At 45.2% G+C, this 24,707-nt stretch carries 22 protein-coding genes; 4 read left to right on the top strand and 18 right to left on the bottom strand.

Annotated features, from left to right (window positions below; genetic code table 11):
- Positions 1 to 182: 182 nt before the first annotated feature.
- From SK066_RS04360 to SK066_RS04335, 6 genes are all read right to left on the bottom strand, one after another.
- The gene (locus SK066_RS04360) at positions 183 to 1,055 is read right to left on the bottom strand and encodes an ABC transporter ATP-binding protein (RefSeq protein ID WP_320543782.1); all 873 of its coding nucleotides are present in this window, start codon (positions 1,053 to 1,055) and stop codon (positions 183 to 185) included.
- On the bottom strand, positions 1,052 to 1,873 hold the full coding sequence (locus tag SK066_RS04355; protein WP_320543781.1) for an ABC transporter ATP-binding protein: 822 nt from the start codon (positions 1,871 to 1,873) through the stop codon (positions 1,052 to 1,054). The genes SK066_RS04360 and SK066_RS04355 overlap by 4 nt, the downstream gene beginning before the upstream one ends.
- Complete coding sequence (gene nikC, locus SK066_RS04350) at positions 1,873 to 2,739, bottom strand: nickel transporter permease (protein ID WP_320543780.1); 867 nt, start codon at positions 2,737 to 2,739, stop codon at positions 1,873 to 1,875. The genes SK066_RS04355 and nikC overlap by 1 nt, the downstream gene beginning before the upstream one ends.
- 3 nt (positions 2,740 to 2,742) lie before the next feature.
- A complete protein-coding gene (gene nikB, locus SK066_RS04345) occupies positions 2,743 to 3,690 on the bottom strand; it encodes a nickel ABC transporter permease (RefSeq protein WP_320543779.1) in 948 nt (315 codons plus the stop codon).
- Positions 3,690 to 5,177, bottom strand: coding sequence for a nickel ABC transporter substrate-binding protein (nikA, locus tag SK066_RS04340; protein ID WP_320544798.1), 1,488 nt, complete (start codon positions 5,175 to 5,177; stop codon positions 3,690 to 3,692). The genes nikB and nikA overlap by 1 nt, the downstream gene beginning before the upstream one ends.
- A gap of 427 nt (positions 5,178 to 5,604) precedes the next feature.
- Positions 5,605 to 5,796 (bottom strand): PspC domain-containing protein, encoded by a 192-nt coding sequence (locus SK066_RS04335; protein WP_188778643.1) that lies wholly within the window; start codon positions 5,794 to 5,796, stop codon positions 5,605 to 5,607.
- Between the two features lie 440 nt (positions 5,797 to 6,236).
- On the opposite strand from SK066_RS04335, the gene SK066_RS04330 reads away from it, so the two are divergent.
- Positions 6,237 to 6,434: a YqaE/Pmp3 family membrane protein gene (locus SK066_RS04330; RefSeq protein ID WP_188778641.1), complete on the top strand. Its 198-nt coding sequence runs from the start codon at positions 6,237 to 6,239 to the stop codon at positions 6,432 to 6,434.
- 156 nt (positions 6,435 to 6,590) lie between these two features.
- On the opposite strand, the gene SK066_RS04325 is transcribed toward SK066_RS04330, so the two are convergent.
- From SK066_RS04325 to SK066_RS04305, 5 genes are all read right to left on the bottom strand, one after another.
- The gene (locus tag SK066_RS04325; protein ID WP_320543778.1) at positions 6,591 to 7,229 is read right to left on the bottom strand and encodes a glycoside hydrolase family 11 protein; all 639 of its coding nucleotides are present in this window, start codon (positions 7,227 to 7,229) and stop codon (positions 6,591 to 6,593) included.
- Positions 7,230 to 8,006: 777 nt separating this feature from the next.
- Positions 8,007 to 9,077, bottom strand: coding sequence for a GH25 family lysozyme (locus tag SK066_RS04320; RefSeq protein ID WP_320543777.1), 1,071 nt, complete (start codon positions 9,075 to 9,077; stop codon positions 8,007 to 8,009).
- Between the two features lie 304 nt (positions 9,078 to 9,381).
- A complete protein-coding gene (locus tag SK066_RS04315) occupies positions 9,382 to 9,939 on the bottom strand; it encodes a GNAT family N-acetyltransferase (RefSeq protein WP_320543776.1) in 558 nt (185 codons plus the stop codon).
- Between the two features lie 288 nt (positions 9,940 to 10,227).
- A complete protein-coding gene (locus tag SK066_RS04310; RefSeq protein WP_320543775.1) occupies positions 10,228 to 11,064 on the bottom strand; it encodes a hypothetical protein in 837 nt (278 codons plus the stop codon).
- Positions 11,065 to 11,301: 237 nt separating this feature from the next.
- Complete coding sequence (locus SK066_RS04305; RefSeq protein ID WP_320543774.1) at positions 11,302 to 12,285, bottom strand: tRNA dihydrouridine synthase; 984 nt, start codon at positions 12,283 to 12,285, stop codon at positions 11,302 to 11,304.
- A 482-nt stretch (positions 12,286 to 12,767) separates the two neighbouring features.
- On the opposite strand from SK066_RS04305, the gene SK066_RS04300 reads away from it, so the two are divergent.
- Entirely contained in the window at positions 12,768 to 13,550 is a 783-nt protein-coding gene (locus SK066_RS04300) for a class I SAM-dependent methyltransferase (RefSeq protein ID WP_320543773.1), read from the top strand.
- 319 nt (positions 13,551 to 13,869) lie between these two features.
- On the opposite strand, the gene SK066_RS04295 is transcribed toward SK066_RS04300, so the two are convergent.
- Positions 13,870 to 14,493 (bottom strand): ferric reductase-like transmembrane domain-containing protein, encoded by a 624-nt coding sequence (locus tag SK066_RS04295; protein WP_320543772.1) that lies wholly within the window; start codon positions 14,491 to 14,493, stop codon positions 13,870 to 13,872.
- Positions 14,494 to 14,683: 190 nt separating this feature from the next.
- Here SK066_RS04295 and SK066_RS04290 point away from each other — a divergent pair, with 190 nt between their 5' ends.
- Together SK066_RS04290 and SK066_RS04285 are read left to right on the top strand one after the other, a co-directional pair.
- Positions 14,684 to 15,616: a sugar phosphate isomerase/epimerase gene (locus SK066_RS04290; protein ID WP_320543771.1), complete on the top strand. Its 933-nt coding sequence runs from the start codon at positions 14,684 to 14,686 to the stop codon at positions 15,614 to 15,616.
- Between the two features lie 261 nt (positions 15,617 to 15,877).
- Positions 15,878 to 16,627 (top strand): class I SAM-dependent methyltransferase, encoded by a 750-nt coding sequence (locus SK066_RS04285; RefSeq protein WP_320543770.1) that lies wholly within the window; start codon positions 15,878 to 15,880, stop codon positions 16,625 to 16,627.
- Positions 16,628 to 16,888: 261 nt separating this feature from the next.
- Here SK066_RS04285 and SK066_RS04280 read toward each other — a convergent pair whose 3' ends face one another.
- The 6 genes from SK066_RS04280 to SK066_RS04255 all read right to left on the bottom strand — a co-directional run bounded on the left by SK066_RS04280 (position 16,889) and on the right by SK066_RS04255 (position 23,777).
- On the bottom strand, positions 16,889 to 17,791 hold the full coding sequence (locus tag SK066_RS04280; protein ID WP_320543769.1) for a 3'-5' exoribonuclease YhaM family protein: 903 nt from the start codon (positions 17,789 to 17,791) through the stop codon (positions 16,889 to 16,891).
- Between the two features lie 386 nt (positions 17,792 to 18,177).
- Positions 18,178 to 19,851: a 23S rRNA (uracil(1939)-C(5))-methyltransferase RlmD gene (gene rlmD / locus SK066_RS04275; RefSeq protein ID WP_320543768.1), complete on the bottom strand. Its 1,674-nt coding sequence runs from the start codon at positions 19,849 to 19,851 to the stop codon at positions 18,178 to 18,180.
- Positions 19,852 to 20,284: 433 nt separating this feature from the next.
- Positions 20,285 to 21,226, bottom strand: coding sequence for a YwqG family protein (locus SK066_RS04270; RefSeq protein ID WP_320543767.1), 942 nt, complete (start codon positions 21,224 to 21,226; stop codon positions 20,285 to 20,287).
- A 476-nt stretch (positions 21,227 to 21,702) separates the two neighbouring features.
- Positions 21,703 to 22,611: a diacylglycerol kinase gene (locus SK066_RS04265; protein WP_188778614.1), complete on the bottom strand. Its 909-nt coding sequence runs from the start codon at positions 22,609 to 22,611 to the stop codon at positions 21,703 to 21,705.
- A gap of 98 nt (positions 22,612 to 22,709) precedes the next feature.
- Positions 22,710 to 23,483: a sirohydrochlorin chelatase gene (locus SK066_RS04260; protein WP_188778612.1), complete on the bottom strand. Its 774-nt coding sequence runs from the start codon at positions 23,481 to 23,483 to the stop codon at positions 22,710 to 22,712.
- 3 nt (positions 23,484 to 23,486) lie between these two features.
- Positions 23,487 to 23,777, bottom strand: a complete 291-nt coding sequence (locus SK066_RS04255) for a YerC/YecD family TrpR-related protein (protein ID WP_188778663.1) — start codon at positions 23,775 to 23,777, stop codon at positions 23,487 to 23,489.
- Positions 23,778 to 24,707 lie beyond the last annotated feature (930 nt).

Here is a 24,707-nt window from a genome sequence, read left to right as displayed (position 1 = left end):
TACGGAATCGCAACGATAGCAAGCATAAAAAAACCAGCGGTAAATGCACATTCTTTCCCTGTGCATCTACCGCTGGTTTGCATGTTAATCTATATGCTATAAACGATAGCCTTGCATTTTCAATCTTCCCATCAGCACCAACCATCCGAATGAGCAGAACCACAGTACAGTAACAGCTTTGTTCAAAAAATCGATACCAGCTCCTGTGTATACGCATGTCGCTCCTGCTCGAACAGTTCATGTCGTAGACAACGATCTACAATCTGTCCCTCCTTCATGACCATGATCCGATCACTTAGCTGACAGACCGCCGCCAGATCATGTGAAATGAACAAATACGACAGTCCCAGCTCCTGCTTGAGCTGAGTCAGTAGCTGTAAAATCGCTGCCTGTGAGATTACATCCAGACTCGCGGTCGGTTCATCCAGCACAACGAGCTTGGGCTCAATACTGATCGTGCGTGCAATCGTGACGCGCTGACGCTGACCGCCACTTAACTGATGCGGATATCGATCCAGCAGAGCCGTAGGCAGCTCAACCGCCTCCATTAGCTGACGGGCAAAGCGATCCTCTCGATCAGCACGAAAATGATTCAGATCGAGCTGATGGCGATACTGCCGATATGGATCAAGTAAAGACTTGCGAATCGTCAGCTTCGGATTCAGCGCAGCTGTCGGATTTTGAAAGACGATCTGTATATGTCTGCGCTGCTGTCGTAGCTGGTGCTCGGATTGAGATTGTCCACCGAGCTCCTCACCTGCCAGCACGATGCGCCCTCGATCGGCTGACTCGATGCCAAGCAGACAACGAGCCAGCGTGCTTTTACCGCTACCACTTTCGCCAACCAGTCCCAGACATTCGCCCTGCTGTAGCTGGAACGATATATCGTCTAACGCCGTCACCCCTGTTCGTTCGGACGAATGCTTAAACCATCTTCCCAGCCAACCGAATCGTGCCCTTTCAACAGACGTAGCTTTTTTTCCATTTCGCCATCCAATATGACCAGGATGAGAATGATACGTTTTATACAAATGCTCTACCTGAAGTACACTCATTGCGATTGTTCCTCCAATCGATGGAGCGGCTCTAGACCCGAACGCAATGTCGGTTCCGGTCGCTCCAGCATCGGTGCAGCAGCGATCAATTGTCTGGTATACGGATGACGTGGATGATCCAGCACACGATGACGGTTGCCACTCTCCACTATCTTCCCCTCCTTCATCACCGCAATTCGATCCGCATACCGACGCACATGCCGCCAATCATGCGTAATGAACAGAATCGCACAGCCTGTCTCCTGCTGCTTCTGACGGAGCAGCTCCAGAATGCGATGACCCGATACACTATCCAGCGCAGTAGTCGCTTCATCAGCAATAAGCAGACGCGGTGATAACAGCAACGCTAACGCAATCGCAGCACGTTGTAGCTGTCCTCCACTTAATTGAAATGGATACCGATTCAGTAGCTCTGCCGATAAGCCCATCGATTCCAGCGCCTGCTGGCTTCGCTCCCTCCGTTGCTGACGATTCTTCTCTCCATGCACCTGCTGATATTCATCCATATGCTGAGCAATCGTGCGAAAAGGGGTGAACGCTCCCTGATAATCCTGAAAAATATACGCAATCTCCTTCCCACGCAGCTTCCGTAGCTGACGGGCAGGTAGCGTCATTAGCTCCTGATCATTCCATCGGATACTGCCACTTGCCCCTAATCCTGTAGGTAATAGTCCACCAATCGATTGGGATAACAGACTTTTTCCACTACCACTTTCCCCGACCAGTGCCATCCATTCTCCAGCACCTACCGATAGAGATACTTCGTCCACTAGCACACGCTCCCGACTACGCACGGTCAGCTTATCTAGCTCTAGCATCAGGACGGCACCTCCTTGCTCCACTCGTCTCTTTTCACATCAAAGCGATCGCGCAGCATATCGCCAATCATATTCGCTAGCAATACCGTCATCACGATAGCGATACCCGGGAATAACATCAGCTCTGGACGAGATTGAAAATAAGGCCGTGCATCATTCAGCATCGCTCCCCATTCTGGTAAAGGCGGCTGTGTGCCCAATCCAATATACGAGAATGAGGAAATGAGCAAAATAATTTTGCCCAGATCAAGGCTTGCCATTACCAGTACATGTCCAATCACATGTGGCAGTAGATGACGACGCATAATCGTACCGCTCTGTAACCCATTGGTACGTGCGATGCGAATATAATCTTTTTCAGCTTCGCCGAGCACAATGCTGCGCACAAGTCTTGCATAATTGACCCATTTGACTATAACGATCGCCATTACCAGATTGCCAATGCCTGCACCGAGTAACCCACTCAGCACAATCGCCACAATCGTATCTGGAAATGCTAGAAATCCATTCGATATCCGTACAAAGATACGATCCACCCAGCCACGACGATACCCTGCCAGTAATCCAAACGGGATACCGAGCAGCAATGCCGCACCAAGTGCCAGCAAGCTATACCCCAGCGTCTGCTGCCCACCGAGCAATAGACGAGTAAAAGTATCTCTGCCCAGATGATCCGTACCAAGCGGATGCTGCCAGCTCACACCTTGCAGCCGTTGACCTAGATCGGTTAATAACGGATCATGCTTTAAATAGAAAAACGCGTATCCACATGCGCATAGCACTACTGCCAGCACAGCTACCAATATGATCGGTTGCAGACGGCGCATGGATAGCGCTAAGCGATGATGCTTCTTTACGATGTCCATTTCTTATCCACCTGCCTTCTGTTCCTTCAACCGCAGCTCTGGATTGAGGAAGCGGTAGGATAGATCAACCGTCGTATTGACGACGAATACGATCACCGCCATCAGCAAAATATAGCCCTGAATGACCGGATAATCCCGCTGCCTGATCGAATCAACGATCAGCTTACCGATACCCGGATACGCAAATAGCACCTCGATCACGATCACGCCACCGATCAGACTGCCCAGACTCACACCGAACACTGTAATGACAGGCGGCAGGCTATGCCGAAACACATGTACACGGAAAATACGCCACTCGCTATATCCCCTCGCTCGCGCTGCCCGTACAAATTCCTGACTCAGTGAATCAAGCAGACTGGAGCGCAGCAGACGTACATATACCCCTGAGATTGCCAGACCAAGCGTTAAAGAGGGCAGTACCAGCGTAATCCAGCCATCTCGACCCATCGTCGGTAACCATGCCCAGCGTACCCCAAACCAATCGATGAGCAGCAGTCCCAGCCAGAAGCTAGGTACAGCCGCACCGATAATCGCGAACCCCCGACTCACATGATCGATCCAGCGATCCCGATAGAGCGCAGATAAGGAACCGAGCGGCAAGGCGATCAACAGCATCACTAGCAATCCACCACCAGCCAGCTCTAGCGTAGCTGGAAGACCAGAGGTGATCATCTCCACTACAGGCTGACCGGTGACAAAGGACTGTCCAAAGTCTAATCGCACCAGATCCCACAGCCACATCGCATATTGCAGCAATAACGGCTGGTTAAAGCCTAACTCCTCACGCAGCGCCTCCACCTGCTCACGACTAACAGACAGCTCATCCACGTTCAGAATCGTTAGCACCGGATCGCCCGGTGCCAGACGTATAAATAAAAAGCTAATCAGCGTGATGAACAGCACAAAGCCTGCTGTCTCCACCAGCTTACGAATAATAATACGAAGCATTACATCACATCCAGCTTATTCGTGATCATGTAGTATTCACTACGAGTCGTCACCCAGTTTTTCACCTTGTTTTCGTTATACGCTACGATCGTAGACGGAAATAACACAAAGGCATTAATCACATTGTCATGCACATAATCCGCAGCCTGCTTCGCCAGCACTGCACGTTGCTTCGGTTCAACTGTACGATTCAGCTTGTCGATGATCGCAGTCAGCTGATCATCATGCACACCGCTAAAGTTCAGCGCGCCCTTCGGATGATACGTAGCATTCAGGTAATATCCTGCATCGCCGCGTGGTGCGGTCAGATTACTGTATGTCGCCAGATCCCAATCCCGATTAGACGCCATATATTCCTCTGGCGTATCAATCTGACGAATCTCTACACCAATCCCAATTCTTCCTGCATCCGATTGGAATACTTGCGCGATGAGCGGCAGGTCTGCACGTGCTGAGTAAGTGAGCAGTGTCAGCTTGAGCGGCTGTCCACCCTTCTGCATCGTGCCATTGAGAAGTGTATAGCCTGCTTTTTGCAAATATTGCTTGGCAACGTCTGCCCCACCCGTCTGCTGCTCATAGACCGGAGCAAACGGTAGCGATGGCAGAAACGGCCCTGTAGCCGGCTCGCCATAGCCAAGTAAAATGCTGTCTACAATCTCTTTGCGATCAATTAATGCATCGACTGCCTTGCGCACATTCACATCCTGTAACGCCGGACGCTGCATATTCATCGTCATCTGATGCACCCGGAATGTCGATGTCGCATCCACACGAATACCGTCCTGAGCATCCAGTGACTCCAGACTTTCAACCTCTGGACGATACACCACATCAACCTGACCTGACTTCAATGCCAGTGAGCGCGCATTGGCATCCTCGTTAAAGGAAAACGTCACTCCATCCAGCGGAGATGCTCCATCCCAGTAACCGTCATAACGTTTAAGCTCCAGACGACTTCCCGGCGTAAACGAGCTTAAAGCAAAAGGCCCTGTCCCTACCGGCTTGTTCACGATATCGTTCTCACTCACATCAATAATCGACGTATTCGGATTGACCAGCTCGGATACGAATTCCGGAAATGGCTCGGTCGTCGTCATATGTAGCGTCTGTCCATCTGCTTCAATCGTCTTGATTTTCAGTGCATTTTGTACGCCTGCGTTTTCCTTGAGCACACGTTCCAACGAAGCTTTGACAGCATCACCCGTCAAGGGCTTGCCATTTTGAAAGGTAATACCATCACGCAGATGAATCGTCCAGTGCTCACCATCGTCGCCCTCCCAGCTTTTCGCCAGCCATGGTTCTACAGATAGCTTGTCTTCATCTAGTCTCACCAGTGTCTCAGTGATACCAGCACGTAACGGTACATAACTAGAATCGGTATGCGGATCAAGCGAACGTGTGGAGAAATTGTACAGAAAATGCACATGCTTCCCTTGCTGTGCATCAGCTGATGACTGAGACGCAGGTGAGCAAGCACCGAGCAGCATAACTAGAGCGAGCATCGCAGCTGCGACCGTCCACGTATAGCGGCGTTTGCTGGGAATCGCTCCTATGGATTGTACGGTCTGGATGGAGCGTGTGGAACCACTCGTTATGTGTACGCCATCCTTTCCTACCAGTGATTGTGCGGTGCGATCCAGCATCGCTAGAATCCTATGTATGGTAGCTATAGCTTTATTCTTTTTCAGACGATTCATTTCAGCATCTCTCCCCTATTTATTTGAAATCTATCTCTCTGATATTTCGTAACAATTACGATCTACATATTATCGTAAACATTACGATTTGACAACAAAAAAAGCAGTGTTCTGCTGAATATAACAGAGCACTGCCGCTTTTTATGTTCGTATAGATATATCGAATATTCTCTTTTTGTTGTATGAGCTGAGAACGGGAATGATTAGCGTTTTACACTTAATACGGATATTCCTTCGGTACAAACAGGGCTGCGATCAGATAGATCAGCAGGCTTGTTCCACTTGTCAGAAATACACTGATGACAAACAGAATACGGAGCAGACTTGCGTCCCAGCCCATCATTTCTGCCAGACCACCGATTAATCCCGTCATCACCTTATCACGACTTGAACGATGCCATTTTCTCATGTTATGTCTCTCCTTTAATATAGTAGTATGTGCGGTATAACTGGTATTTCATTTGAATACGATTCATTTGAATATTTCTCTATGGATGAATAAAAAGTACGCGAATGATCTCATTTGCATCTGTAGCTTCACATCATCTGTTGCGCGTATATGATATGCTTCATGCTCGTTTGGCTCTTCACTCCTGCACGTTCTCATGTGTGACTTGCTTATATATGTATCTTACAAAATCAAGCGCTCCACTCCAACCGTCGTTGGACGGTTTTGTAGCTTAGACTTTGGTCGGGGAAACCTGCTAGACCTCACTCGCAGTAAGCTTTTCAAGGCTGTAGCAAGCCTGCAACCGATGCAATTGAGAAGCGTACTATAAAATACGTTTACCATCCGTATCAGATTGGTAAATAGATAGTGTCCGATATTATACGAATGGAGTGACAACGATGCTCTATATTTTAGCGATTTTCCTGCCACCTGTTGCGGTATTGCTGTGCGGCAAGCCAGGTAAAGCCATTCTCAATCTCATCCTAACGTTAATCGTCTGGTTACCAGGTGTTGTTCATGCTTTTATCGTGATCAGTCAGACGGAGAACGAGAAGCGTAATCGTAAAATGCTAGAAGACGCCGGACGTTATCGCTAATTTATATCACGGTTAGCGGCAGATACAGCTATCGAAATGACTAACACGAGCAATAATGCTCCCGTGCAAAAGAGAGTGATCCGTCTCTGTACTAGACGAATCACTCTCTTATTTGGTGTGCTCCTTATGACTGCGACATAAGAAGCACGATTTACATTACCATACTGTTACATTCGAGCTACCACTGCTCTGATAGCCTTCTGTTGCCATGACCTGATACGACCATTTGCTACCCAGATTCATGCCATGGCTTGCCCATGCTTTGACGTGGTTGCTAAATGTAATAGTGGAGTTGGTGCCGATTGGACGCTTCGTCTGACGAACACTCCAGTATTGAACGAATGTCGAGCTATTGCCCTCGATCGATGGTGCATTGTAGCGCATCGTTGTATAGATATCGTAGGTGCCACCATCGCTCGTTACCGTCCCTTTGTATGTACCTGTTGGACGGTACGTACCCCAGCTATCGACAACGTAATACTCGATCAGCGAATTTTGCGTCCATCCGTACAATGTCAGATAGCCATTGCCCTGCGGTGCGAATTGGCCTGCATTGTAATTAATAACACGGTTTGGCGAACCCACTGTCCAGCCTTTACCTACAACAAAGTTACCTGTATTTTGCCAGTTTACACTGTAGTTACCGCCAGAACCGTTCACGGCGTTAACGATCCCGCCGCCATCTGTCCAGTTTTGCCAGTAATCGGTTGCTGCACTGGAAGTAGCTGCGAACAGACTGGAGCCCATCGTTACGGCGAGTAATGTTGTCATCAATTTCTTTTTAAATTTGAACATCGTATACCTCCTGGAATGGGATGATGATGAATAAACATCTAAAGCCATACTCATGCTGCATCACGACTGCGATCCGTTTCATACCCCGGTTATCCTTGTATTCAGTGAGAACTTCAGCGACATCAAGCTGTAAGCGCATATCTGTGCTGAGTGATTCCTTTTATCGTATCTGTAAATTTACGATACTCATAATTGGAAAATAATTCCTCACCTCCATTTCAAATTATAATGTGCAAATAAAGGAAGCACAATTTATAAATTAAAGGTGTTTACCTTCCATTTCCCAGTTTTTTGTATACGCTTACATTACTGAAAAGGCTTGATTTTACTGGTTTTTCAGCAATAAAAAATACACCTGCTCAGCAGATGTATTTCCCGTGCAATAATAACGATGTGAGTCGGAAGAAATCTTAATTAAGGCGTTGAAGTCATGTAATCAGTAGATCATTAGTAGATAACGTGTTTCGCAGATGCCTGAGCTGACTCCTTGTTCAATTGGATTATACTTTCGTATAGGATTCTGGTACATGCTTTCGCGCAAACGATCGAGCAATGAATGAATACGTTAGCAGATTCACTTCAAACAATAGCCTCGATGGTATTATCCAGCCCATTTTTTGAGCATTTGAACATTCGATGTAGTTATAAGCATTATCTTCTACTTCATCTACTCCACCCTTACTACCATTCAACACTTCCATACTCCTCATCTGATATCAAAGACTCCACCATATAGCTTGCCTTCTCACTAGAAAGGTTCTCGACCGCGTCAGCAAGTTATCCTTTATGAATCGTCAAGCTTTTACTCTCGTTATCCCAGCTTAGCGTTCCATGAAAGCTCGCTACAAGCGGAGCTGCCTGCACATACGTTATGTTGTTGACGAGCCGTCCATCCTGTATAGGTTGTCCGTTCACCGTCGCTGTCTTGGTCGCAGCATCGAATCCTACAATAAATCCAAATACAGATTGCAGCTCGCGTAAAGGAATATAATTTTTATTATCGATAAGCAGCCCTGTAGCCTTCACGGTCTGTGTACCTCTAACATAAGTAACAGCTGTCGGTATCGGAGCTGGAACGACGGGTTCAGGCACTTCGGTCGATGCAGAGCTTACAGAAGATACTGCATCAGCCTGAACGACTCCAGTGGAAGAGGACTTCTGCTGTGGCAACGACTTTGAAGCTATAACATCAGATGATCGGGATGAAGCTTTACTTTGCTGAATATAACGCTGTAGCAGCTCAATGCTACCCTGAAACTGATTCAGATCGACAGGCCCCTTAATGCCATCCACTTGCCCGGCATCACTATATTGCCAGAATGTCCACTGTTTCCAAGCAGCTGTATCCTTAGGTGCGATGCCGCTGCTACTATACCGGGCAATCCATAGATCGTATATACCCAATGTCGCATTAAAATTTTGTCCAAACGAATTCCCTGTATAGACGATCGGTCGATGCCCACTCAAGCGTTCCACCTCTTGTAAAAAGGTAAGCGCAACAGTGTTGATCTGCTGGGTGGTCAAGCTATTGGGATTATTCTCATAGTCCATGACAGGTGGCAAATCCATCGCTCCCACCGATTGCATTACCGTCACAAAATGGGCTGCTTCTGCCTGCGCGGTCACTGAAGACGTGGCTGTTAGAAAATGATACGCACCCACGAATAAGCCCGCTGCTCTTGCTCCCTGAATATTGCTCGTAAACGTAGAATCTCGATAAGTAGCTCCCTGGCTCGCTTTAGCAAAAACAAACGTTTTGCCCGCCGCCTTCACGCGCTTCCAGTCAATCGTCCCCTGATATCGACTTACATCAATCCCTTGCGCATTGCCAGATTGTCCTGCCTGCATGGAGAATGGCCCCCTTCGGTGGGTGGAATGTGGAACGGTGATGGCATCGATTCACAATGGAAGTGAATTCGTAATCAGCACCACCATACAATAAATTCTCCAGCATACATAATTTACCTTTAAAACAAAAATATTTAAATCTTCGGTGTAGGAAACTAGACTATTGTTGTAAATAGAGCATGCTAGAAAAGCCTCATTTCCACACACGAATAGACAGAGATTACGATCTGGATAAGTTGATCGGTTCTCTGTCTATGTTTTCTTTATCGATATTCTGTCTGTCTATGTCTTTTTTGTCCACGCCTTATATCGATAAAGACTCTTTATGCTTCAACCATTCCCATTTTAAAAGTGCATACATATACGTGTTCTCGTACTTCGGCGTACCATCTGGATGCTTCGTAAATGTGACAAACTCCATCATGCAGCCTTCCTGCCGCATGCCCAGCTTCTCACATAGCTTTTGCGAGCGAAAATTATCGTCCTCCACATAGGCGTATAATCTACGGGCATCCTTTCGCATATATAGATATTCCAGCAACGCCTCTGCACTTTCACGCGCTAGCCCCTTGCCTTCATACCGAGCGTTAAAATTCCACCCGATATTAAACGTGTCTGAATCGCGTTCTTCCTGCATTAAAAATAGCTCGCCGATCAGCTCATCCGTCTCCTTCAAGCTAACTGCGATGTGTGAATCATTGTTTATTCGCTTCTGTACTTCGGCTGCGGCTTCCCCCAGCGTATTCATTTTCCCGTCTAAAAAGCAGTTTACTCGCGGGTTGGATGTATATTCTAGTAGTCCTGCTGCGTCGGTGGCTTTGAAATTACGTAGGATTAAACGATCAGTATGAATAGGTTGCATAATAAGCTCCTTTCTTGATTATTTAGCTCTATTGAAGCTTTGGATTGAATTCAGAGCTTGATACTCTCTGTGCTAATTTATTTTTATATCAACCAATTTTCGCATCATTTTACTACACGATCAAGATTGGTACAGGTAATCTCATGGAAATTGATAAGGTAATTGAGCTTATCTTAATTGGATTAAGATTTTAAAGTTCTCGCTATCACTAATTTATATTTACGATAGGAATGATTGCATAATAAAAGCTCCATCATTAAAAACCGATGGAGCCTCACGAAATTAGTTTTAGTATTCGCTCACTTCAAATGTCAGGATACGATCAAACAGCACGTAATCCTTTCGACTTTTAAATGGGCCTTTATTATTATCATGTTTATCAATAGCGTAAGAAGCTTTACCAGTACCTGCTTGTTTCGCTTCATACCAATTAATAAAGCTGTTTACCTCTGTCATACTCAAATCAAATTCTTTTTCCAGTCCTGTAGTCATTGTCACCACCAGAATTGCGCGATCTGAGGATGGTTGTTCTGCTGCTGGAGGCTCCTCCGTCACAGGCGGTTGTTCCACTGGTGGCTGTTCTACTCGCTCATCTGCGGTTAGTTCCCCCTGAATATCAACCCGATACAAGCGATAGTCATTACCTAAAGTTACTGTCGATTTTTCCACTGTCCAAATTTCCACTTCATGGACTTCTGATGCTAGACCTGTCTTCTCATATTTTAAAATATTATATTTGTAATCTTTCACTGCATCGTCCCCAGGAGAAAAATACTCTACATTTCCATCAATACTTACAGCTACCTTCTTGGAGTACGAGTAATTTACTGCTGTAATAAGGCGCAATCCTGTTCCTTTAAAATTAAACTTTAACGATCCATTTCCCTTAGCAGAGGTTAATGTACCTGCAAACGGAATACCAGCTTTCTCATCACTATCTAAGAAATTCCAACTATCATCGTAACGTAGCAATGGAAGCTTCTTGGCGGTATAGCTTGTCCATCCTGTTTCAGCTTTAGGTAGTGATTGACCCACGGTAGCCGCAAAGATTGTAGATGGTGAAAAAACTATGTACATAACTAATGCAAGCGAAAAAACTAAACTACCTTTAAGAAACTTATTCATATTTTCCTCCTAAAAGTTATTTACTACAAACTTAACAATAAACAAATCTTACAAAATCAGCCAAACATTATATTCCTGATATACTAATATCCTCTATATTCGAGAACTTTTCTGCTATACCAATAAGTTCTCAGTTACTCGAAACTCAAAGTTTTTCTTTTACGAACTCTATTCACATATAAAAACAGGAATGCTCTTTGCAACCTACACAAAGTAACACTCCCGCTTTTCATACTCTTAATATTCCTCTACAGCCTGACCCGCTTTCGCCTTAAACACATCCAGCATCGCCCGTACCTCATCCGTCGAACGTGCACTCATCAGCTCATTACGCAGCTCACTCGCTCCACGGAATCCACGTACATAAATTTTGAAAAATCTCGGCAACGGCTTGAACGATCTCGGCTCAATCGCTGAGTACTTATCATGCAAATCCATATGCAGACGCAGCAGATCAAGCAATTCTTCGCTTGTATGCTCCCTCGGCTCCTGTTCAAACGCAAAAGGATTACTGAAAATTCCGCGTCCAATCATGATGCCATCTACGCCATATTTCTCCACCAGCTCCAGCCCTGCCGCACGATCCATAATATCTCCGTTAATCGTCAACAGCGTCTGTGGTGCAATCTCATCACGCAACTTTTTAATTTCAGGAATAAGCTCCCAGTGTGCAGGCACTTTACTCATCTCATCACGCGTGCGCAGATGAATCGACAGGTTGGCAATATCCTGCTGCAAAATATGGGTTAGCCAGTCGCGCCATTCGTCTACTTCACTAAAGCCAAGTCTTGTCTTCACGCTCACCGGCAGACCGCCAGCCTTCGCTGCCTGTACGATCTCACCTGCCAGCTGAGGACGGCAGATCAGCCCGCTGCCCTTGCCATTTTCTGCAACATTAGGCACCGGGCAGCCCATATTGATATCGATCCCTTTAAAGCCCTGCTCCGCCATCCCAATACTCATCTGACGGAAATATTCCGGCTTATCGCCCCAGATATGTGCTACCATCGGCTGCTCATCCTCGGTGAACATTAAGCGACCACGTACACTATGATTGCCCTCTGGATGACAATAGCTCTCCGTATTCGCAAACTCGGTAAAAAATACATCCGGTCTAGCCGCCGCACTCACCACATGACGAAATACAACATCCGTCACATCCTCCATCGGAGCCAGTATAAAAAACGGTTTCGGTAAATCATGCCAAAAATTGTCTGTCATTTTCAAAAATCCTTTCACTCTATATCCACGTTCATTATTGAACCATGTATGTCGATTTGCTGCATGCTCGTGTTTTAAGATAATTCTTCATGATCACGAAGATCACACTCCGCGATCCCAACAGGTGAAGTACACCCAGCTCGTATATTCAACGACACCAACGCTACATTCCAGCACAATTGATATGCTCAATTGTGTCCTTAAACATCTTTAATCAAACCCCTGCAAATGTCAACAATTTAAGCGATTAAAATGAAAATACTATAGCATTGGCTCCCTCCATGAATCGTGATTTCAGCCTATTCTCTATATAAACATAAAGATAGGCAATCCTTTTACTTTAACTAATGACGGATAGCAATATGCATACATCAACATATTATGCTAAAATAATAATGAAACATAGTTTCATTTGATGAAACTTATTTGAAACAAGTATCGTTCATGTATTGACCCATTACATCGACAGGAGGATTATCATCATGCCAATCAACTTCCACGATGAACAAAACAGAGGTACCTATGCTACGCGAAAAGCAGATCAATCTTGGATCGACGCGATCAGCGAACATGTAGAGGTCGCTCACAAACGCATTGCAGATATCGGCTGCGGCGGTGGCATTTATACCAGAGCATTAATCGAGATGGGTGCTGAACAGGTTACAGGTGTCGACTTTTCCGATGAAATGCTAAAAGCGGCTGCACACAATTGTAGACAATTACCCGCTACTCATTTTCAAAAAGGAACTGCCGATCAAACCCATCTGCCCGGACAGGCGGTAGACATCGTGTTGGAGCGTGCGCTGATTCATCACCTCGACGATCTCCATTCCTGCTTCAAGGAAGCCGCCCGTATTTTACAGCAGCAGGGCATACTGATCATTCAAGATCGTACTCCCGAGGATTGTCTCTTACCTGGAGACCCGAATCATATTAGAGGCTATTTTTTTGAAATGTTCCCTCGTCTAAAGGATCGTGAAACGACTTCTCGATACGATTCCGCTCAAGTCGAACAGGCGCTGATATCCAACGGAATGCGATTGCTGCATACCGTATCCCTCTGGGAAACGAGACGAGTGTATGCGAATATGGAGGAATTAGAGCAAGACCTGTTACAACGAACCGGCCGCTCTATTTTACATGAATTAACGGATGAGGAGTTGCGAGTGTTAGTTGATCATATTATGGACAAGCGAAGTGGTCATCCGCTGCCAATTGTAGAACAGGATCGCTGGACGATTTGGTTTGCGGTTAGAGAAGGATAAGAGGGATAACTACATTGGGGGTTGTTCATCCATCGCTTTATCTCATGCACTAGCTGTTACTATCGTGTACTAGTTACTATGATTGGTTACTATGATGTACGAATTTATTTTAAGCTTAGTAGCCAGAAGCGATATATCACATACCGACAAAATAAAAAGGTCGCTCAACGGGTCACAAATTACATTTATGAGATATTACCTTAATAAGATACGTTGCAGGCTCTACATCTCAGCATACTATCCGCACAGACTAAACTGTATTTCACATTTGCATACAAAAAGGCTCTGTTCCTCTACACAGAGCCTTTTACCTATCTATTTAAGAAGCTTTGCTTGGAAGCCCCTTTTGCTTATGGCGTTCATATGCCCATGCTAGCAGCCATGCAGCGACGACTGCGGACAATGCTGCCCAGAATGTACCGTCCGCATGAATGGCGATCACAATCAAGGTAAATGCGGCAAGCAGTGTATGAAGTAAACGAATGAACGGTTTGGGCGCACGTTGCAGCAATAATCCGTATACGGCAAGTGTAGCTAACGGAATAAACGCGGCTAGACCCGTTTTCACATTAGGATCGCTTAGCTTGGTCACTAGAAAAAATGTCGCATGCACCGCAATCAGTCCCACTGCAATCCAACCTGCCCAGTGATGCCAGCGAAATGTATACTTGGAGGCTTTTTTAATAACTTTGGTCTTCTTTTTCAGACGTTTGAATCCATACCAGGACACACTAAAAGCGACCAGCCATACCGCGAACGTTCCCAACCATTTAAACGATTCCCCTATACCTTCCTCTGGACGAAATCCACCTTCCCCCTCCATCGGTCTGGGCATCCGATTAACGTCAGGTGGAGAAGAAGTGAACAAACTGTACACTAAAATTCCTATACTGATACATAGAATAAGAATAAACGGAATCATGATTGGTAGCTTTGTTTTCAAGCTTCTTCCTCCCTTGTATATCCTGATATGATACATGTACAAAATGAATTGGCTTTACTATACATTAGATTGGCTTATTATATAAATATATCGGAGGGAGATTTTTTATTTTTATTATTTTCCATATTTATACTTTAATTAGGATTATTCATCTTATTTTAGCCACTAATTTGAAAAGAGAGGTGATGGCTTGAAACAGTTTATGATTGGTCAATATGGAGGCTTTGATCGTAAGAAGTATACGAGAGATTTTAGAGCAGACTTTTATGGTATAGAAGCTTGCTTGTTCGCTACAACTCAGGATGCTATCGATCTTATTCGCGAAGCAAGACAGACTGGATTGGCTATTGGTATTCATTATCCATTCTACGCCTCTCCATCCTTATCAAGAGATGCTCTGTTTATGTCTCCAGATCAAACGGTTAGAGAACATGCTTTTTATTCGATCCAACAGGAATTAGAGGTTGTAAAAGCAATGCAGCCTGATTATGTATTATTTCATTATCCGAAACCAGTCATATTAGATGATCGGGTGAATTGGAATGCATGGCGCTTTGCCGATCACTCCGAGTATATATTGGAAAGCGAATTTTCCTTTGACGATTTTGTTGATCGAAGTGAAGGTTTATTCCAGTGGCTTACTGAGAAAAGTAATGAGTATGATTTCATTCCTGTGCTTGAATTCGATGCGTTGACTACATATATCTACGATAATGACTTTTTAGAGAAGCTGCTAGCCAGATATCCCAAAATTAAACTATGTCTGGATACAGGCAGATTATTTTTGCAAGAATCGATCGACCCTAACTTTGATGCACGTAAAGTCATGAGAACCTTTGCAAAATACTCATACCTCGTGCACTTATGGACTTTTCAAATGAAAGACACGATCCAACATCTGCGCCATCCTGTATTGCCTGAACTACGCCAGACAGATGGATGGGCTCCGATTGAAGAATATCTGAATATCATTCGCGAAGAAAATCAGTATGTGAAAATCATGTTTGAGCATAATTCGCAGCTTGTAAGTGATAAACAGCTCGATCAATGCTATGCGTGGGTGAAGGAACTATTGGCTGGAGTAGCCGATAACGATGAAAAGAATAGTGGATTGAGTAATTAGCATCCAATATTTCATCAAATCTGTTTAATGCTCCGACGCTCAGTATGCTTGCTTACAATTCCTTCTCAAACTACAATGAGAATAATCTTTCAAACGAGGTGAATTGGATGTCTTTCCGTATCGTTCGAGGTATGTAGCATTCGGGCTGGAAAAAACGCGTACCAGCTATCAAGGGACACGTCTGTCCTTTTGATCTCATGCAGTGACTCGAACGAATGATACGAAATACCATTATCTCCTTATTGGAAGGCGGAACGATCTATGAATTCATTTGAATATAAACACTTTTATGACCAAGTTGGTAAAACGAACGGTTGGGATTTTAGCAAGGTGAAATGTGTATCGGAAGGGACACATCCGGACTTGTATGCTGAAGTCACCCATATTTGCAAAAGCTCCGACCTATTGCTTGATATCGGTACAGGTGGCGGCGAAGCGATCTTATCGATCGCCGAATCGGCGTTGCTGTTGATCGGGATTGATCAATCCACTGGCATGCTGGAGACTGCGACTCGAAATGGTGCTGAATCAGGTATAGTTAATGTGCGGTTTCTCCAGATGGAAGCAGAGCAGCTGCATTTCCCCAATGACTTTTTTAATATCGTATCGTGTCGGCATTCGGAATTTGTTGCTGATGAGGTGGCACGAGTTTTGGTGAGCGGTGGAGCGTTTCTTACGCAGCAAGTCAGTGAAGACGATAAATCCAATATAAAAGAAGCATTCGGTAGAGGACAAGCATTGGGAACCGAAGCAGGTACATTACAACAGCGATACATGAACGATTTACGCCAAGCGGGCTTTAATGGTATTCGCGCGGTAGCATTCAATGTTGCGGAGTATTATGAAACGGTGGAGGATCTAATTTTTCTGCTAAAGCATACGCCTATTATTCCTAACTTTGGACAGAGTGATGCGGATTTTGAGATTCTGCAACAGTTTGTGAAGGATAATCAGACGGAGAAAGGCATTCGGACTAATGCGGGGCGGTTTGTTATTACTGCAACGTTGTAGGGGAAGCTAAAGACCACATTGTAATGGATGATAGCATAATGGATATAGGATGCAGTAAGGGTAATTTAGAGTGCATGTAGAGTGCATGTAGAGTGCATTTACAGTTCGTTTAGAACGCATTTAAAGTTCATATAGAGTAAATATAGAAAAGGATACTCAGTGGTGAGTATCCTTTTTCGTTTTAACTTTTATTTAGCTCTCATCGCAAATCATTTTCTGTCATGGACATCTCTATAAAGGATTTAGCTTCAGCGCCAACCATTACTCATCAAATGTCAGACGCATCAATGCTTTATTCTCCAAACCTCTAATCATAGGCGTCCACGACTCGGTTTCAGCGGTATTCGCCAGTGCATCCTCCACCATCTGTAGCTTCGCATCCATCGCATCAATATAGTGCAAGGCGACTGCTTCAGGCAATTGCGGCTGTACCGGGCTGCCCCATTCGCCCAGATTATGGTGAGACAGAACCATATGCTGCAAAGCGACTATCTGCTTGGAGTCGAGCGGAATCTGATGCGACATCGCTGCTTCCACGATCCAATTGGAAGCCATCACGATATGCCCGATCAGTTTGCCGTGATCGCTGTAGTCTGTCACAATGCCGAGCTGAGCATTCATTTCTTCCGGTTTGGCAATATCATGGAGAATGATGCCTGCTTTGATCAGATCGACGTTTAAAAAAGGACGCTGTTTGCAAATAAAATCGCCGAGCTCCAGCATACGAACAATATGATACGCCAGTCCTGCAAAGTAGGCGTGATGATGGAACTTGGCAGCTGGATATTCCATCAGTTTGTCTTCGACTTTGACGAGGCAGTAGGCTACTATAGTTTTGATGTGTTGATCCTGAATTTCGTTCATGGTCTTTTTGATCGTGTTGATCAGATCATTCGGACTGATCGGCGCGGCTTTGATAAAATCAGTTAGTGAAATGTTATCTTCTTCTACGGCTTTACGGATTCGGCTGATTTTCACCTGGAGCTTGTCCCGATAGGTTTGCACACTACCTTGTACTTTGACTAGCTCCATCGCGGCGAAGGCTTCTTTTTCGTCCGCAGTTACGTCCCAGTATTTAGCGGACACTTCTCCGGTGGCATCCATGAGGATGATGTCGAAATAGTCTTTGGCTGGTGTGGTGTTGGTTTGTTTGGTTTCGAGCATTTTGAGTAGGTAGAAGCCGATGAATTCTTCACCTACTTTGAGTTGGTTGATAAGAATGGTGTTCGACCGCCTTTGTTAAAATAGTTTGGAATATGTGGAGTGTTATATGTTCAATGTTGTTGCTTACTTTTATTGTTTCGTTTATATGATTGAGACTTTGCTTGAAAATCATATATGCTGTCTTGTTTGAGGTAATACTGAACCGATTATTTTCACATCTAATCATACGTGATAATTCCCTTGTTTTCTATATGAGGCGTTTTAGAGAAATGTAATGAATGATATAAAAAAAGAAAAGCCAAACAATCAAACTATGCTTGGCTTCTTTATATGCAGTTTATTGTAATGAATAAGCTGTAATTGATTAGAAATAGTCACTTATACGATTATTCAGATGGTTGCCATTGAAGAACCGCCACCGACTCCACATGCACCGTATGCGGGAACATATCCACCGGCTGCACCTCAACCGTCCGATATCCGCCTTCCTCCAGCACCTGCAAATCTCGTGCCAGCGTAGATGGATTACACGACACATACACAACCTTCTCCGGCTGCATCTGTACAATCGTCTCCAGTAATCTCGGATCACATCCCTTACGTGGTGGATCGACAACGATCACATCCGGCGTAATCCCCTGCTCTTTCCAGCGTGGAATCACATCCTCGGATGCACCTACCTCAAATTCCACATTCGTCATTCCGTTCAGTTCGGCATTTTTACGCGCGTCCTCAATCGCTTCCTTCACGATCTCCACGCCGTATACACGCTTCGCATGCTGTGCGAGGAATAGAGAGATTGTACCGATTCCACAGTACGCATCGATCACCGTCTCGTTACCCGTCAAGCCAGCATACTGTACAGCTTTCTCATACAGCACTTCCGTCTGCACGGGATTCACCTGATAGAATGAACGTGCAGAGATGGCGAACTTTACATCGCCGATATAATCATGGATGACATCACGTCCCCACAGGGTACGCGTTTCGTCGCCGAAAATAACGTTCGTTTGCTTCGTGTTGATGTTCTGGCAAATGCTCACGACCTGTGGCATTTCAGCGCGGATGCGTTCGATCCATTCGGGCTTGCGTGGCAGGCGTTCGCCGTTGGTGACGAGTACGATCATCATTTCATTTGTAGCGAAGCCGACTTTGACGACGACATGGCGTAGAATACCTTCCCCTGTTTCTTCGTTATAAGGCTGGATATGCAGCTCCTGACCGATCGCTTTCACCTTGTTGACGAGTTCATCGTTACGACTGTCCTGGATCAGGCAGCTTTGCATGTCGACAATACGGTGGCTACCACGTGCATAGAAGCCACCTACCAGTTGTCCATCCTGTTGACCGATCGGTACCTGTGCTTTGTTGCGATAGCGCCACGGCTCTGACATACCGAGCGTTGGTAGGACACGGATCGCATGGGATGCGGATACTATAGGTTTCGTGGACGTAGACGCGTCCGCTGGATGCTGGACATCTGGTACATGTGATCCGACTTCGGAAGAATGCATATTCTGATCTACACTCGATTTTACGGTCGTATCTTCTGCTGATGCACCTCGTATCGGTGTATTTCCGGTTACTGTACCTTCTACCAACTGGCTGTCCGCATCATCTGACCTTGCCTGCTTCTGCACAGTCAGTTTACCGATTCGCTCCAGATTGTCGATAACATGCTGACGTTTCCACTCTAGCTGTCCAGCGTAGCTCATATGCTGGAGCTGACAGCCGCCACATTGGGTGTAGATCGGGCAAGGGGCTTGTACGCGATCTGGGCTTTCGTTTAATACCTTTAATAGCTTGGCATAGCCATATTGTTTTTTGGTTTTGAGTACACGGGCTTTCACACGTTCGCCGGGTAGTGCGCCAGATACGAATAACGTATAGCCGTCTGCGCGACCGACACCTTCGCCTTCATGAGTTAAGCCGATCATTTCCAGCTCGATTTCATCATTTTTGGCTACCGGCAGATTAGCGATTGCTGCGGATACGGCTGCCGGTTTACGTCGATTGGATTTTGATTTATGTGAGTGACCGCCTTTGCGGTTGTTATTCATGGTCATTGCTCCATTTTCCATCTTAATTTGAGTTACGCCCAGATGGGCAACTACTAAATTGTATAGAAAACTGCACGACGTTACAATACATATCGCTACTTTCACGATGGATTATTGAATTTGTTTGATGAGTGAAGGTGCGGAATAGGATTTAGCATGAATGATATAGGTGGATGATGGGTACATATCGTTTAGTGATAGCATGGCTATATTCGCATACTGTATAGGTTGAGGGGATGTAATGAAGGAGTAGCAGGCTAGCTACATAAGCAGTCGTAGCCTGCTACTTCGTTCTGATTTGTATATTACTTCTACATATATCACTTCATATATTACTTCTATTACTTCGATGCTCCTATGCCTTCTGCTTACCATATTAAAAGAAATATTATATAGATCAACCTGCTTATTTCAGCTTTAACGATGCGCACAATTAGCTAGAATAAATCGAGCAAAATGTACGATCAAATCGACCTGCGAGCAGGTCTTCTTTACGAATGAAAAATTGCAGATAGCCTGCATCCCACCAGAGGAAGCCAATTTCCTGATCGCTGTCTACCTCAAGCAGCATATACACATTTTCCAGCTCTTCTTGCAAACGCGCTTCATCGCCGTCAAAATGCTTGAGCAGTCGCTTACGATCATCGTCCGGACGGTATGTATATTTACCGTTGTACAGATAAGAAGTCGCAACTAGCTCGCCATCTCCATGTTGTCCTTCCGCATAGCCGAATAGCTGTCCCATTTTATTCTCAGGCTTCCAATCCATCTCTTCTGTGATCAGCATGTACGCTTCTTCCGATTCATCTGTCAACGTATCCTGATCTACTAAATGTATCGTGCTGTAGCCGTAGTTCGGGAACTCCACGTCCGCATGGGCATGAACTTCATAGGCTTCGAATTTGATCTCGTCTTCTTCCTCCCAGGTCGTAAACTCTTCGCACTCCTGATATTGTAGCTGGGACACATCCGTTCCAGGCCAGTAGATTACCCGATGCTCGATATCATTCGCAGTTTCGCCTTCACCGAGGAAGAAATAGAGCATTCCCTGCTTTGGTAAAAGTGAGCTATGCACACCCTGATACTCTTCATCGTGTATTTCTGCTTGCAGCTGAGCGAGATTGAGTTGAGCGATTAGAGTCATTTTTTCACCGTTTTTCGATTGTGGCCATTCCAGCTGTTCCGGTAGATCCGGCGATCCGCCAAAGCGTGAATGACCGATACGCTCGTGTCCTTTATCACCACGGATTAATTTGACAAGTGGACGCTGGTGATCGCGCAAATACTGCTCTAGTTCAGGCGCTTCATGCCTTTCCAGCAATTGCTTTAGCTTCGTCTCAGGCAGCAGGTTGGGATAATTCGAATATGTACTCATAATCGGTTGCTCCTTTCAAATGTACACCGTGTGGAATAAATGATGTAGGATTCTTCTTACTTTTCTGGCATCACTAGAAGCAGGCAAATGGAACTGTGCTAGAATTGTTGGTGTTGGCCATAGTTGTTATTTTTTTAGATCTTTATTTCTATGCAGCTTCTATTGCTTTGATATAGCTAACATTTGCCTAGAGTTCACCTGTATATAGTGTACTAGCAACAGCCTGCCTGCTCAAGTTAAGAGATAGCATGGGGACTCGGAATATAAGATAAAATATGGTTGGAAGGATGCGGAATAGGGCACAAAGAATATGGAAGACAAAATATTATTATTTTACTATCCAGTCAAACTATACGTACAAAATCATCTATGCAAACATACATACAAAAAAAGCTTCCGCAACTCATTCGTCCTTCTTTCTTCTCAGAAATTCAGACCGGGAGTTACGAAAGCCTTATTTTATAAGCCGCTATGCTTTAAACTGGACGCTGATCCGCAGCAAAAATCCGCAGCTTATGCTTGAGCACCTCAAAATGCCCGGGCAAGCTACCACCCAGCTCGCCATCCAGATTCAGCAGCACCTGTGATGCCTGAGGTGCTTCGATATGCATGCTACTCGTACGGAAATATAACACTTTCGGATCATCGAGATGCTCGCCGCGTAGCGCCATCGTTACGAGACGAATGAACTCGGCGAGATTGCAATTTTTCACAGCGATCACGTCGAACATACCATCGTCGATACGTGCATCTGGTGCTAGCTTCTCAAAGCCGCCGACCGAGTTGCTGTTCGCCACGAGGAAGATCATAAACTGATCATGGATCGTATCCATGCCTTCCGGGCGAATGATCAGCTCAGTTGGTGCCAGATTGACCATTTTCTCGATGCCCTTCATATAATAGGCCATCTGACCAATCATCGTCTTGAGCTTGCTAGGGACTTCGTACGTTAGCTCCGTAAACGATCCGCCACCTGCAATATTGATAAAATAACGATCATTCACACGCCCGATATCGATCGGACGGGTCTGCTGTCGAATCACCAGATCACAGTACGTTTCCCAGTTACGCGAAATGCCAAGCGCACGGGATAGATCATTCGTCGTTCCGAGTGGGAAAATGCCCAGCGGCGGTGGATTATCGTATGCCGCCATGCCGTTAATCACTTCATAGATCGTACCGTCTCCACCAGCGGCAATGATCATATCGTAGCCGCCGCGTTCAATCGCATCGCGTGCCGCTTCGGTTGCATCATTCTCGCCTGTTGTAGCGTGACAGCTTGCTTCGATACCACCTTGATCCAGACGCTGTAAAATGTCCGCCAGTCGACGACGCATTTCCTCACGACCGGAGGTTGGATTATATATTAATCTCGCTCTTTTCATTCCTGTATGCCACCTATTGTTGATATGATAAGCCTGTTGAAGGACGCAAACAAAACTGCCTGACACCATACAGGCAAATCAACAGACCTGGCTATGTTTTATTTGGTTACGGTCATCTGCTCCAGCAGTACATCCACCTGACGCTGAATCCAGTGCGACAGCCGTGGATGTGGCAATAATGCTTCACCTACATAATGATGACTTAACCCTTCCAGACGGCGAGGAATCACCGTGTTCAGGAAATACCCCCGGCTCAAAAAGATCGGAGCAATCAACACCCGATAACCGCGCTTCGTCCACTTTCTTGTTTTGAGGATTAGACTATCTGGATTCAGCAGTGCGTAATCTGCATAGGCCGTACCGCTAATCGCACCTACTCTTCTGGATAATGAGGCAATGCCTTTTACCCAGCGATGCAGAAAGCCCCCATGAATGCTGCCATGACCAACGATCAGTACAACCTCACGCGTAGGGTCTTCGGATAAATGCTTTACTTTATCCCATAGCATATGGGCAATATCCTCATCATCATCGACCGGATAACCAAAATGAACCCTCGCTGTTATACGAAAAGGTTCAAGATCCGTTTCCTTGTCTGGCGCTTCCTTCACGCCGAGCGCATACGATATCTCATCGATATGCGTACTGCCTGAAGATACAAACAGGGGGATAACCAAAAGATCGGTTACCCCTTGTCGCTCTAGCTCATCAATTCCATCCTGTATGAGTCGACCTGGTACATTATCCAGATAGCTACTGTACACAGGCATGTCTGCCGGAAAGGTAGTCTGCTCGACAGCTTCGTCAATCCAGCGCATCCACTCCGACTCCGGCGATCCATGACTAATAATCAATATCCCCGGTTTATGCATACATTATCTCCCCAGACGCTCCAGCGTCATTTTGTAGCCGTCATTGCCATAGTTCAGGCAGCGCTTGACGCGCGAGATGGTTGCTGTACTTGCACCCGTCTCCGCCTCAATCTGATTGTACGTCGCTCCCTTACCCAGCATGCGTGCAACCTCCAGACGCTGAGACAGTGATTGAATTTCATTTACAGTGCACAGATCGTCGAAAAATATATAGCATTCTTCCAGATTCTTCAATGTGAGAATCGCTTCGAATAATTGGTCAACGCTTTTATCATCAAGCTTTTTAAGTTGCACGATTAGATCATCCCCTACTACGGTTAATGTAATTTCATTGTATAGATTACCATTCGTTTTTTCAAGCGTTAACGATGTACAGTATTGCAGAATGACAACGCTCTGACGCTCCGGTGTCACTGCGTTAAAGCTGCGGTGAAAATGAAAATAGAATCCGGAGCGTTTTCAAAGGATGTCTGTGGAGCATGGACAGCAAATGGAAATGATATATTGATGTCATATTCGGCTAATAGCGAAACAACTACTAATTCGCTAATCAACTCGTTACCAATTGTGTTCTACATGGTGTGGACAACGTTATGGGCTTGATGTCAGTTTGGCAAAATGATGTCTGTGGAAACAATGGTGAAAAGTTTGCAATGGTTGGAGCGAGTTTATGCTTATTCACTCGTGAAAGTTGCTGTGTTGCTGAGCGTTTACAGAGGTTGCGTTGTAACAAAATATTCGATTTTGATTGGTAATTGTAATGATTTTAAATTCATGTGCTGAGTGCATTATTATTTAATATTAAATCTAGTTATGATATGAACTTATGCTTATGGTAGGTTCAACCGCTCCGGCAAGGAATAAGGTGACGTCCTCAGGTGGAGCCCAGGAATCTACGAAGTAGTATAAAATGTAGATTCCCAGGCTCGGAAGAGGCAAGATATTTTGCTTCCGCAAAAATCACTTCTTATTGAACCCCGTGTTAGGAAAGCACTAACACGGTAAGTCGTCCTTTCACCTTATTTCCTTGCCCTCGCTCTGTGCTAATGCTACATACGTAATTTTTAAACATGCAGATATTAGCATCTTGCATAAGCTAGTCATTAACCATCTTGATGCATATATATCTTTCTACCACTGTCTGTTAATCTGATGAGGTCAATTAAGCATATTAGTCTATGGACGTTATATTGCTTACATAATGCCTTGAAATTGACCTTTGAT

The organism is Paenibacillus hunanensis, from assembly GCF_034055775.1.
Taxonomy (GTDB): Bacteria; Bacillota; Bacilli; order Paenibacillales; family Paenibacillaceae; genus Saccharibacillus; species Saccharibacillus hunanensis.
Note: the sequence above shows the minus strand (reverse complement) of the source record. Positions and strands in the feature narration are given on the sequence as shown.

Excerpts from the sequence above, each read along its gene's own strand:
- SK066_RS04265 (WP_188778614.1), bottom strand. The coding sequence starts at position 22,611 with ATGAAAAGAGCGAGATTAATATATAATCCAACCTCCGGTCGTGAGGAA.
- SK066_RS04355 (WP_320543781.1), bottom strand. The coding sequence starts at position 1,873 with ATGCTAGAGCTAGATAAGCTGACCGTGCGTAGTCGGGAGCGTGTGCTA.
- SK066_RS04360 (WP_320543782.1), bottom strand. The coding sequence starts at position 1,055 with ATGAGTGTACTTCAGGTAGAGCATTTGTATAAAACGTATCATTCTCAT.
- nikC (WP_320543780.1), bottom strand. The coding sequence starts at position 2,739 with ATGGACATCGTAAAGAAGCATCATCGCTTAGCGCTATCCATGCGCCGT.
- SK066_RS04330 (WP_188778641.1), top strand. The coding sequence starts at position 6,237 with ATGCTCTATATTTTAGCGATTTTCCTGCCACCTGTTGCGGTATTGCTG.
- SK066_RS04305 (WP_320543774.1), bottom strand. The coding sequence starts at position 12,285 with ATGACAGACAATTTTTGGCATGATTTACCGAAACCGTTTTTTATACTG.
- SK066_RS04310 (WP_320543775.1), bottom strand. The coding sequence starts at position 11,064 with ATGAATAAGTTTCTTAAAGGTAGTTTAGTTTTTTCGCTTGCATTAGTT.
- SK066_RS04325 (WP_320543778.1), bottom strand. The coding sequence starts at position 7,229 with ATGTTCAAATTTAAAAAGAAATTGATGACAACATTACTCGCCGTAACG.
- SK066_RS04285 (WP_320543770.1), top strand. The coding sequence starts at position 15,878 with ATGAATTCATTTGAATATAAACACTTTTATGACCAAGTTGGTAAAACG.
- SK066_RS04335 (WP_188778643.1), bottom strand. The coding sequence starts at position 5,796 with ATGAGAAAATGGCATCGTTCAAGTCGTGATAAGGTGATGACGGGATTA.
- nikA (WP_320544798.1), bottom strand. The coding sequence starts at position 5,177 with ATGCTGCTCGGTGCTTGCTCACCTGCGTCTCAGTCATCAGCTGATGCA.
- SK066_RS04315 (WP_320543776.1), bottom strand. The coding sequence starts at position 9,939 with ATGCAACCTATTCATACTGATCGTTTAATCCTACGTAATTTCAAAGCC.
- SK066_RS04270 (WP_320543767.1), bottom strand. The coding sequence starts at position 21,226 with ATGAGTACATATTCGAATTATCCCAACCTGCTGCCTGAGACGAAGCTA.
- nikB (WP_320543779.1), bottom strand. The coding sequence starts at position 3,690 with ATGCTTCGTATTATTATTCGTAAGCTGGTGGAGACAGCAGGCTTTGTG.
- rlmD (WP_320543768.1), bottom strand. The coding sequence starts at position 19,851 with ATGAATAACAACCGCAAAGGCGGTCACTCACATAAATCAAAATCCAAT.
- SK066_RS04320 (WP_320543777.1), bottom strand. The coding sequence starts at position 9,077 with ATGCAGGCAGGACAATCTGGCAATGCGCAAGGGATTGATGTAAGTCGA.
- SK066_RS04300 (WP_320543773.1), top strand. The coding sequence starts at position 12,768 with ATGCCAATCAACTTCCACGATGAACAAAACAGAGGTACCTATGCTACG.
- SK066_RS04260 (WP_188778612.1), bottom strand. The coding sequence starts at position 23,483 with ATGCATAAACCGGGGATATTGATTATTAGTCATGGATCGCCGGAGTCG.
- SK066_RS04280 (WP_320543769.1), bottom strand. The coding sequence starts at position 17,791 with ATGCTCGAAACCAAACAAACCAACACCACACCAGCCAAAGACTATTTC.